The organism is Planomonospora corallina, assembly GCF_042650625.1.
GTDB lineage: Bacteria > Actinomycetota > Actinomycetes > Streptosporangiales > Streptosporangiaceae > Planomonospora_B > Planomonospora_B corallina.
Genome location: NZ_JBHSBM010000008.1, coordinates 42208 through 51737 on the forward strand (window position 1 = coordinate 42208; position 9530 = coordinate 51737).

Genomic DNA, 9530 nt, shown 5'->3' on the forward strand with positions numbered 1-9530 from the left:
ACGGGGCCGGGAAACCCGCCCAGGCCGTACGGGAGCGCCGACCGCGTCGACCTGTGCGGGCCTGTACGGGGGCCTACATGACCGGGCGGACGTGGGTGGTGAGGCGGCGGCCGTCGAGGACGTGCAGGGCGATCTGGGGCGGCAGGCCGCGGTCGAGCGGGACCTGTTCGGCGGTCTCGGCGGAGGTCAGGGCGGTGCTGATCACGCCGGGGGCGACGAGCAGCGGGAGGCCCGCGAAGACGGTGCTCGCCGGGGTGTGCGCGTGCCCGGCGAGCACGGCCACCACCCGGGGATGGCGCCGGAGCACCTCCGCCAGCCGCTCCGGGGCGCGCAGCCCGATCTCGTCCACGTACGGGATGCCCAGGGCCGCGGCGGGGTGGTGCATGCCGACGAGGGCGGGGGTGCCGGGGTCCTCGGCGAGCACGGCGTCCAGCCAGGCGAGCGTCTCGTCCTCCAGGAAGCCCTCGGGCCGTCCCGGCACGCTGGAGTCGCACAGGGCGACGGTGAGGCCGTCGAGCCGGAGCACCTGGTTGACCGGGCCGTCCCCGGCTCCGGCGCCGTCCTCGCCGAGGAGGACCTTGCGGAAGGGCGCGCGGGCGTCGTGGTTACCCGGGCAGACGACCGTGGGGAAGCGGGAGGCCAGCAGGTCGCGGGCGGTCTCGTACTCCTCCACCGCGCCGTGGTCGGCGATGTCGCCGGTCACCAGGACGGCGTCCAGCGGTCCGGGGAGGCTCTCCAGGTGCCGCATGACGGCCCGGGTCCGCTCGGCGCTGCGCGGGGTGCCGTCGAGGTGGGTGTCGCTCAGGTGGGCCAGGGTCAGCATTGCTCCAGCCTCGCATCTCCGCCCGGCCGCCGCGGAGGTCCGGCCGACCGTGGTGCGGGGCACCGGGCCGTTCAAGTCATCCTTAAGTCGCTTGTGGCAGGGTTTGCCCAAGTTGCGACATGTGCGGGGTGAGGATGTTCGGGATTGTTCGGCCGTGCCGGCACGGGATGTGCCGAGGGCTGTTCGCGTCGTGGATGGCGCATCTGTGCGGGCTCTGCCTGGCGCTGCGGGACGAGCACGGGCACGCGGCGCGCCTGGTGACCAGTTACGACGGGCTGCTGGTCTCGGTCCTGGCCGAGGCGCAGGCTCCGGAGCTCTCCCCGCGCCGCAGGGCCGCGCCCTGCGCGCTGCGCGGGTTCTCCGGCGCCGAGGTCGTCGGCGCGCGGGCAGAGGGGGTACGGCTGGCTGCGGCGACCTCGCTGATCCTGGCCTCGGGCAAGCTCAAGGACCACATCGCCGACCGGGACGGGATGTACGCCCGCCGCCCGGTCGCCGCCGCGGCGGGCAGGATGGCCGCCCGCTGGGAGGCGTCCGGCGCCCGGACGGCGGGCGCCGTCGGGTTCGACGCCGGGGTGCTCGTGGACGCGGTGGCCCGCCAGACCCTGCTGGAGGCGGAGACGGGCCTGACCCTGCTCGAGCTGACGGCGCCCACCGAGGACGCGGTCGCCGCGGCGTTCGCGCACACCGCGACGCTCTCCGGCAAGCCGCACAACGCCGGCCTCCTGGCCGAGGCGGGGCGCTGCTTCGGCCGCCTCGCCCACCTGGTGGACGCGGTGGAGGACCTGGAGGAGGACCGCGCCTCGGGCGCCTACAACCCGCTGCTCGCCACCGGCACCGACCTGGCCGAGGCCCGTCGCCTCTGCGACGACGCGCTGCTCGGCCTGCGACTGGCGGTGGACGACCTGGACCTCGCGGAGCGGAGCCTGGTGCGGGTGCTGCTGGTGAAGGAGGTCCGCCGCTCGGTGGACCGGGTCTTCGCCCCGCACGCGCCGGGGGGCGCGGGGGCGTGCTCGCTCCAGGCGCCGGAGCGGAGCGCGGTCAGGGACGTCCCCGCGGGGGTTCTGCCGTCGGGGCCGCCGGGGCCGTCAGGGCCGCCGGGGACTCCTCCCTGGGCTCCGAAGCGCCCGCCGAAGCCGGACTGCGGACCCCGGCTCTGCTTCGCGCTCAGCTCCATGGCCTGCAGCTGCGGGCTCTACCGGCCACCGTGGGACGAGGAGCGCGACAGTCCCTGGCACGAGCGCCTGGGTTGCGACGCCTGCGGGCAGTGCTGCGACGGCTGCTCCGGCTGCTGCGACGGTTGCCAGTGCTGCTGCAACTGCTGCGGTGAGGGCGGCTGCTGCGGGGACGGGTGCAGCTGCGGCTGCGACTGACACGATCCGGCAGCCGGTCTCCGTACGGTCGCGGGCCGTACGGCAGCCGGTCTCCGCGCGGTCGCGGGCCGTACGGCTGCGGGCCGTGCGGAGGACGGGCACGGGACCGGGCCGCGGCGGGGACCGGCGGGAAGGCGGCCCTCGCCACGGCGGGGAGGCGGGCGGGATCACTGCCAGCGGAAGAGCCGGGCGGCCAGGCCGCCGAGGACGAGCAGGGTCGCGGCCATCACGGCCAGGTGCAGCGTCTGCGGGGCGTCGCCGGCCCAGGTGTCCCGGAGCGCCTGGCCGAACGGGGCCATCGGCAGGAAGTCGCCGATCCGCCGGAGCAGGTCGGGCATCATCTCCCGGGGGACCCACATACCCGACATGAACAGCAGCGGGAACATCAGCAGCGAGCCGATGCCGGGTGCGGACTTGCCGGTGGGCGCCAGGGCGGAGATCAGCAGCCCCAGGCCGAACATCGAGGCCGTGCCGAGCAGGAACACCCCCGCGAAGGGCAGCGGGCTCCCCGGTAGTGGGATGTCGAGGAGGAGGTGGCCCAGTCCGATCAGCAGGGCGGTGGAGACCACCGCCACCGCGAGGTTGATCACCATCTGGGCGGTGAGCAGCCGCACCGGGCTGACCGGCGTGGTCGCCATACGGCGCAGGACGCCGCTCTCCCGGTAGGTCGCCAGGGTGCTGGGCAGGACGGTCAGCGCCATCGTCACCACGGACAGGATCGTCATCATCGCCGGGAAGTGGTTGTCGATGATGCGCCGGCCCCCGAGGTCGGCGGAGATCTCCTGCATGCCCGAGGTGCTGCCCAGGCCGAGCAGGAGCCCCAGCGGGAGCAGGATCGCGAAGATCAACGCTCCCGGCTCACGGAGGAACAGCTTGGTCTCGGTCACGAGCATCTTGTTCATCGGTCGTCTCCCGCGTGGATCTTCTTTCCGGTGAGGGCGAGGAAGGCGTCGTCCAGGCTGGCCTGCTCGACGCGGAGGTCGGCGGGGACGACCCCTGCGGCGGACAGCGCGCCCGCGACGGCCAGGAGCAGGTCGCCGGTGCCGGTGACCTCCATCCGGTCGCCCTCCCGGCGGACTTCGGCCACCTCGGGCAGCGCCGTCAGGACGGCGTGGTCGAACGGCTGCGAGGGCCGGAACCGGACGGCCTGCCGCCGGTCGAGCCGGGCGATGAGCCCGTCCGGGCTGTCGAGGGCGACGACCCTGCCGGAGTCGATCAGCGCGATCCGGTCGCAGAGCCGCTCGGCCTCCTCCATGAAGTGGGTGACCAGCACGATCGTCACGCCGTCCGCGCGGACCCGCTCGATGAGGTCCCAGGTGTCGCGGCGGGCCTGCGGGTCCAGTCCGGTGGTCAGTTCGTCGAGGATCGCCACCCGGGGGTTGCCGATCAGCGCGAGCGCGATGGACAGGCGCTGCTGCTGGCCGCCGGAGAGCTTGCCGTAGCGGGTGTCCCGCTTGTCGGTGAGCCCGACGCGCTCCAGCAGCGTCTCCCAATCCGCGGGACGGGGGTAGAAGGAGGCGTACAGGTCCAAGGCCTCCCACACCTTGAGGCGTTCGGGGAGCGCGGAGCGCTGCAGCTGCACGCCGAGCTCCTCCTTGAGCCGGTCGCCGCTCAACCCGCCGAGCACCTTCACGGTGCCGGAGTCGGGGGTGCGCAGGCCGGCGACGCACTCGACGGTGGTCGTCTTGCCGGCGCCGTTGGGCCCGAGGACGCCGAAGATCTCGCCCTCCTCGACGGTGAACGAGACGCCGTCCACCACTGGCCGGCCGTTGTACTGCTTGCGGAGGTCGCTGACCTCGATGACCTTCATGGCAGCGACGCTACGGACGGCGCCGCGCCGGGAGAATCGGCCTGGGCACCCGGTGGGGTGGGGCTACCTCCACTCTTCGCCGGTGCCCGGCCCCACTGGGCGGAACCGGCTCCGATGACGGAGACTTCAGGGCATGAAGGTCATGCGGCGGTACGCGACGGCCCCGTTCCGGGCGGCGTTCCTGGGTCTGCTGGCCGTGGTGGACCTGTTCCTGGCGGTGGGGTTCCTGCTGACGGTCGCGTTCACGTTCGCGCTGGGGCTGATCTTCCTCTTCCCCTCGGCGGTCAGGGCGATGCGGCGCCGTACGGGATTGGCGCGGAGGCTGAGCGGCCGGTGGCTCGGCAGGGAGATCGCACCGCCCTACCTGCCGCCCCCGCCGCCGGTCCGGCCGCAGCCCGACGGCTGGTACCGGCACGACCGCCAGCTCTACCGGACGCCGCGCTGGCCGGACTGGCACAACCGCTGGCAGTGGATGTTCGGCGACCCGGCAACCTGGCGGGACGCCGCCTGGCTGCTGGCCAACCCGCTGGCCGCCGGTCTGCTCCTGCTCCTGCCGCTCGCCGTCGCGGGCTTCGGCCTGTCCCTGCCGTGGCTGTGGACGCCGCCGAAGCTCCTGACGCTCCCCCTCGGCCTGCTCCTCGCCGTCGCCGGGCCGGCCGCGCTCCCGTGGCTGCTGCGCCTGTACGGCTGGTGGAACGAGCTGTTCCTCGGCCCCACGGCCAAGTCCCTGCTGGCGAGCCGGATCCACAAGCTCGACCAGGAGCGCATGGAGACGGCCGACTCGCAGGCCGCCGAGCTGCGCCGGATCGAGCGCGACCTGCACGACGGGGCGCAGGCCCGGCTGGTCGCCATCGGGATGACGCTCGGCGCCGCCGAGGCGCTGGTGGACTCCGACCCGGCGACGGCCAGGGCGCTGCTGGCCAAGGCGCGGGAGGGCTCCTCCACCGCGCTCACCGAGCTGCGGAACCTGGTCCGGGGCATCCACCCGCCGGTCCTGGCCGAGCGCGGCCTCGGTGACGCCGTACGCGCCCTCGCCCTGGACAGTCCGCTCAAGACCGAGGTCACCGTCGACCTGCCGGTGCGGCCCGAGCCGCCGGTGGAGTCGGCGGCCTACTTCGCGGTCAGCGAGCTGCTGGCCAACGCGGCCCGCCACGGAGGCGCGGACCGGTCCTGGATCGACATCGGCAGCCGGGACGGGGCGCTGCGGATCACCGTCACCGACGACGGCTCCGGCGGCGCCGATCCGGCGCGGGGCAGCGGCCTGCGCGGCATCGAGCGGCGGCTGGCCGCCTTCGACGGGGTGCTCGCGCTCAGCAGCCCGCCGGGCGGGCCGACCACCGCGGTGCTCGAGCTCCCGCACACGCGCGACGTCCGGGCTCCGTCGGACAAGGAGAAGATGCCCTGGTGGAAGTGGCTCATCATGGTGACCGGCTGGGGGCTCGCCTGGCTCCCGCTCTTCCCGCAGGGCGTCGTCGCCATGGTGATGAAGCTGACCGAAACGGACGACCGGAGCTGGTTCCTCGCGCTCTACCTGCCCGAGCCGTGGCAGTGGCCGGTGATCGTCTTCAACATCGTCCTGGGCGTCCTCATGTACGCCGCGCCCACCCTGGTCCTGATCCAGCACTCCCGCCGGCGGTGGATGGCCGAGGGCGCCCCGCGCCTCCTATGTTCGGACCGATGAACCCCTACGCAGCCCCACACCGTCCACGGGTCCCGCACCGGCCGGAGCAGGACCGATGAGCCCGCGCGTCGTGATCGCCGAGGACCTCTACCTGCTCCGGGAGGGCCTGGTCCACCTGCTCCAGGCGCACGGCTTCGAGGTCGTCGCCGCCGTCGAGTCCGGCCCCGAGCTGCTCGCCGCGCTGACCGGCGAGCGGCCCGACGTGGCGGTGGTCGACGTACGGCTCCCGCCCACCTTCACCGACGAGGGCCTGCAGGCGGCGCTGGCCGCGCGCCGGGCGGTTCCCGGCCTGCCCGTCCTGGTGCTCTCCCAGCACGTCGAGCAGCTCTACGCGCGGGAGCTGCTCGCCGACGGCACCGGCGGGATCGGCTACCTGCTGAAGGACCGGGTCTTCAACGCCGAGCAGTTCGTCGACGCGGTGCGCCGGGTCGCGGCGGGCGGGACGGCGATGGACCCCGAGGTGATCGCCAAGCTGATGGCCAGCACCGCCCGGCACGAGCCGCTGGCCGCGCTGACGCCGCGCGAGCGCGAGGTACTGGAGCTGATGGCCGAGGGCCGCTCCAACGCGGCGATCTCCCAGCGGCTGTTCCTCAGCGAGAGCGCGGTCGGCAAGCACACCGCGGGCATCTTCACCAAGCTCGGCCTGGCCCCGTCCGACGACGACAACCGCCGCGTCCTGGCCGTCCTGGCCTATCTCAACGCCGCCCGCTCCTGAGGGCCCGGCCCGCTTCCGCTCCCGCGGCCTGCCTCTGAGGGCCCGGCCCGTTTCCGAGACCGCGGCCCGCTCCCGCGGTGCGTGGTCCACCGGCCGGAGCACGGTCCGTCGGCCGGTGCGTGGTCCACCGGCCGGAGCACGGAGCCCCGGCCGGCGGAGCGCACTCCGGGGTTTGCTCAGTCCCGCTCGGTCCTGAACCGGCCGGTGACCTCGCGCAGCCGGTCGGCCGTGGCGGCCAGCTCACGGACCGAGGCGCTGACGGCCTCGGTGGCGTGCGCCATGCGCTCGGTCGAGGCCTGGTTGGCCCCGGCGAAGGAGCCGACCTCGTCGAGCGCCTGCTGCAGCGTCGCGGTGCCGGCGGCGATCCGCTCGAACGCGCCGCGGGCCTGCTCGTCGACGACCGCGACCGCCTCGTCGCTGCTCTGCTGGATCTCGGCCACCACGTCCGCGATGGACCGGGCCGCCCGGCTGCTCTCCTCGGCGAGCGTACGGACCTCCCCCGCGACCACGGCGAAGCCGGAACCGTGCACGCCGGCGCGGGCGGCCTCGATGGAGGCGTTGAGGGCCAGCAGGTTGGTCTGCCCGGCGATCCGGGAGATGGTGCCGACGATGTCGTCGATCCGGGTGGACTTCTCGTCGAGGTCCCGCATCACCTGTGCCAGGTGCCGCACGGTGCCGATGCCCTCGTCGACCAGGCCGGAGGTCTGCTGGGCGGCCCGCTGGGCCTAGTCGACCAGGTCGACCTGGCGTTCGGCGTTGCCGACCACCTCCTCGACGGCGGCGCCCACGCCGTCCGCGACGCCGGCCAGCTCCCGGGAGGCGGTGTCGAGCGCGCCCGCCGAGTGGTGCACCTGCCCGATGGAGTCGTTGAGGTTGTGCACCATGGAGGTGAACGCCTGCCCGAGGCGGTCCTCGGCGGACTTGGGCGCGGCCCTGACGGCCAGGTCGCCGCCGGCCAGCCGCTGGGAGACCAGGGCCATCGAGTTGAGATACTCCACCATGCGGTCGAAGGAGGCCGCCACCTCGGCGATCTCGTCGTCGGCGGTCACCGCGACGCGCTGGTCGAGATCGCCCCCGGCGATGCTGTCGGCCGCCGCGGACAGGGCGCGCAGCCCGGTGGAGATGCGCCGGTCCAGGACGCGGCGGACGACCAGGGCGACGCCGATCGCGGCCGCCAGCAGCACGCCCAGCGAGGCGAAGCCGATGACGACGTCGCGGCGGACCTCGTCGCGGCTCGCCATGGCGTGTGCGGCGTCCAGTTCGCGCAGGGCCTTCAGGTTCTCCTTGAGGGCGTCCCACAGCTCGTCGCCGGCGCCGGTGTCGAACGTCGCGCGGGCGGCGGCCGTGTCGCCGGCGTCGGCCAGATCGACCAGAGGCGCGGTCACCCGGACGTAGTCCGTCCAGGCGCTCTCGTACGCGGCCAGGGTGGAGAGCTCTCCTCGTTCGGCGAGAGCTCGCGGAACCCGGCGAACAGCGCCCTCATCTCGGCGTCCTCCTCGGCCATGGCCTCGACGGTGGCGGGCACCTCCTCGTCGCCCTCGGGAAGCGCGAGGTACTCCCACTGCTCCTTGCGGTACTTGTTCATCAGACCGTCGATCTCACCGGTGATCCTCGCGGTGGGCATGTGGGTGTCGGCGAGGTCGCCGACCTGGGAGGACGCCTGCCACAGGTACCACGCCGAGGTGGCGGCGGGCAGCAGCAGCAAGCCGATCACCACGGAGAGGCCGAAGCGCAGTGCCCTGCTGATGGTCATCCGCGCGAAGGCGCCGCGGACCGATTCGGATACACCCTTCATGGTTGTGGAATCGGTCCGCCGGAGGGATACCTGAGGGATCGCGCGGGTCGTCCTGGTCACCTCCACCCGGCGGCCTCGGCCGGGGCCGAGTGTCGGTGGCAGCGGATAACGTCTGACGGAGTACGGCATCCGTCCGCAGAAAGGGGCTTTTGGTGAAGTTCCGGGTTGATCATGAGGTCCTGGCCGACGCTGTGGCCTGGGCCGCCCGCATGCTGCCGAGCCGCCCCGCGATCCCGGTCCTGTCCTGCCTGCTCCTGGAGGCCGGGGAGGACCTCGTGCTCTCGGCCTTCGACTACGACGTCTCCGCCCGGGTCCGGGTGGACGCGGACGTGTCCGAGCCCGGCCGGGTGCTGCTCCCCGGGCGGGTCCTGGCGGAGATCGCGCGGAGCCTGCCCGGAGAGGCGGTCGAGGTCGTCGCCGACGGCGCGGAGGCGGTGCTGACCTGCGGGAGCGCGACGTTCGACCTGCGCACCATGCCGGTGGAGGACTTCCCCTCGCTGCCCGCCATGCCGCCGAAGGCCGGTGCGGTCGGCGGTGGCGTCTTCGCGAGCGCGGTCGGCCAGGTCGCCCCGGCGGCCAGCCGTGACGAGGCCCTGCCCATGCTCACCGGTGTCCGGGTCGACATCTCCGGCGAGAGCGTGACAATGGCGGCCACCGACCGCTACCGGATCGCGGCCCGGGAGTTCGACTGGAGGCCGGAGCGGTCCGGCATCGAGGCCGCGGCCGTGATCCCGGCCAGGGTGCTCGTCGAGGCGGCCAGGTCGCTGCGGGGCGGCGAGGTGACGGTGGGGCTGGGCGACGGCATCGCCGGGTTCGAGAGCGTCGGCCGGAGCATCACGGTCCGGCTGCTCGACGAGCAGTTCATCGACTACCGTTCCCGGCTGGCCGGCGACTGGTCCATCCGGGCCGATCTGCGGACCGCGCCGTTCCTCGAGGCGATCAAGCGGATCCGGCTGGTCGCCGAGAGCAACACCGCGATCCGCCTGTCGTTCACCCCGGGCCGGGTGACCGTGCAGGCGGGCGGGGGCGAGGTCGGCAGGGGTACGGAGGTCCTCGACGCGGAGCTGTCCGGGGACGACATCCAGATCGCCTTCCAGTCGCAGTTCCTGCTGGACGGCCTGGCGGGGATCGAGACGGAGTTCGTCCGCCTCAACCTGGAATCCCCGACCCGCCCGGCGCTCATCGCCGAGGTCCCCGGTGACGCCGAGCCCGAGTTCCGCTATCTCGTCATGTCCCTGCGCCAGGCCTGAGGTCTCCCGCGCGAGGTCCGGGAGGCGTGCCGGGTGCGCACGTCCGGTCCCGGAGGACGCCGAGGGCCCGTCCCGGCCGGGACGGG

The 9530-nt window shown here is 73.8% G+C and carries 10 protein-coding genes; 4 read left to right on the forward strand and 6 right to left on the reverse strand.

The window, feature by feature from the left end; translation table 11 throughout:
• Positions 1-73: 73 nt before the first annotated feature.
• The gene (locus ACFOWE_RS02205; protein ID WP_377285043.1) at positions 74-823 is read right to left on the reverse strand and encodes a phosphodiesterase; all 750 of its coding nucleotides are present in this window, start codon (positions 821-823) and stop codon (positions 74-76) included.
• Between the two features lie 134 nt (positions 824-957).
• Between ACFOWE_RS02205 and ACFOWE_RS02210 the strand changes: the two genes are divergently transcribed.
• Complete coding sequence (locus ACFOWE_RS02210) at positions 958-2193, forward strand: DUF5685 family protein (protein ID WP_377285044.1); 1236 nt, start codon at positions 958-960, stop codon at positions 2191-2193.
• Positions 2194-2360: 167 nt separating this feature from the next.
• Here the strand turns inward: ACFOWE_RS02210 and ACFOWE_RS02215 are convergent, their stop codons facing one another.
• Positions 2361-3095 carry an ABC transporter permease gene (locus tag ACFOWE_RS02215; protein ID WP_377285045.1) on the reverse strand — a complete coding sequence of 245 codons (735 nt, stop codon included), beginning with the start codon at positions 3093-3095 and terminating at the stop codon, positions 2361-2363.
• Positions 3092-4003, reverse strand: a complete 912-nt coding sequence (locus tag ACFOWE_RS02220) for an ABC transporter ATP-binding protein (protein ID WP_377285046.1) — start codon at positions 4001-4003, stop codon at positions 3092-3094. Before ACFOWE_RS02220 ends, ACFOWE_RS02215 begins: the two co-directional genes overlap by 4 nt.
• A 133-nt stretch (positions 4004-4136) precedes the next feature.
• On the opposite strand from ACFOWE_RS02220, the gene ACFOWE_RS02225 reads away from it, so the two are divergent.
• Together ACFOWE_RS02225 and ACFOWE_RS02230 are read left to right on the forward strand one after the other, a co-directional pair.
• Positions 4137-5684, forward strand: coding sequence for a sensor histidine kinase (locus ACFOWE_RS02225; RefSeq protein WP_377285047.1), 1548 nt, complete (start codon positions 4137-4139; stop codon positions 5682-5684).
• Between the two features lie 55 nt (positions 5685-5739).
• Positions 5740-6399: a response regulator transcription factor gene (locus tag ACFOWE_RS02230; protein ID WP_377285048.1), complete on the forward strand. Its 660-nt coding sequence runs from the start codon at positions 5740-5742 to the stop codon at positions 6397-6399.
• A 176-nt stretch (positions 6400-6575) separates the two neighbouring features.
• On the opposite strand, the gene ACFOWE_RS02235 is transcribed toward ACFOWE_RS02230, so the two are convergent.
• Genes ACFOWE_RS02235 through ACFOWE_RS02245 form a run of 3 tightly spaced genes read right to left on the reverse strand, consistent with a single transcriptional unit; the run spans position 6576 to position 8194 of the window.
• Positions 6576-7070, reverse strand: a complete 495-nt coding sequence (locus tag ACFOWE_RS02235; RefSeq protein ID WP_377285049.1) for a methyl-accepting chemotaxis protein — start codon at positions 7068-7070, stop codon at positions 6576-6578.
• A gap of 54 nt (positions 7071-7124) precedes the next feature.
• Entirely contained in the window at positions 7125-7784 is a 660-nt protein-coding gene (locus ACFOWE_RS02240; RefSeq protein WP_377285050.1) for a HAMP domain-containing protein, read from the reverse strand.
• Positions 7781-8194: a hypothetical protein gene (locus ACFOWE_RS02245; RefSeq protein ID WP_377285051.1), complete on the reverse strand. Its 414-nt coding sequence runs from the start codon at positions 8192-8194 to the stop codon at positions 7781-7783. The genes ACFOWE_RS02240 and ACFOWE_RS02245 overlap by 4 nt, the downstream gene beginning before the upstream one ends.
• 152 nt (positions 8195-8346) lie before the next feature.
• Between ACFOWE_RS02245 and dnaN the strand changes: the two genes are divergently transcribed.
• Positions 8347-9444 carry a DNA polymerase III subunit beta gene (gene dnaN / locus ACFOWE_RS02250; protein ID WP_377285052.1) on the forward strand — a complete coding sequence of 366 codons (1098 nt, stop codon included), beginning with the start codon at positions 8347-8349 and terminating at the stop codon, positions 9442-9444.
• Positions 9445-9530 lie beyond the last annotated feature (86 nt).

What these genes read in the sequence shown, in the direction of transcription:
- ACFOWE_RS02205 (WP_377285043.1), bottom strand. Translation starts at nt 823, where the DNA reads ATGCTGACCCTGGCCCACCTGAGCGACACCCACCTCGACGGCACCCCG.
- ACFOWE_RS02210 (WP_377285044.1), top strand. Translation starts at nt 958, where the DNA reads ATGTTCGGGATTGTTCGGCCGTGCCGGCACGGGATGTGCCGAGGGCTG.
- ACFOWE_RS02215 (WP_377285045.1), bottom strand. Translation starts at nt 3,095, where the DNA reads ATGAACAAGATGCTCGTGACCGAGACCAAGCTGTTCCTCCGTGAGCCG.
- ACFOWE_RS02220 (WP_377285046.1), bottom strand. Translation starts at nt 4,003, where the DNA reads ATGAAGGTCATCGAGGTCAGCGACCTCCGCAAGCAGTACAACGGCCGG.
- ACFOWE_RS02225 (WP_377285047.1), top strand. Translation starts at nt 4,137, where the DNA reads ATGAAGGTCATGCGGCGGTACGCGACGGCCCCGTTCCGGGCGGCGTTC.
- ACFOWE_RS02230 (WP_377285048.1), top strand. Translation starts at nt 5,740, where the DNA reads ATGAGCCCGCGCGTCGTGATCGCCGAGGACCTCTACCTGCTCCGGGAG.
- ACFOWE_RS02245 (WP_377285051.1), bottom strand. Translation starts at nt 8,194, where the DNA reads ATGAAGGGTGTATCCGAATCGGTCCGCGGCGCCTTCGCGCGGATGACC.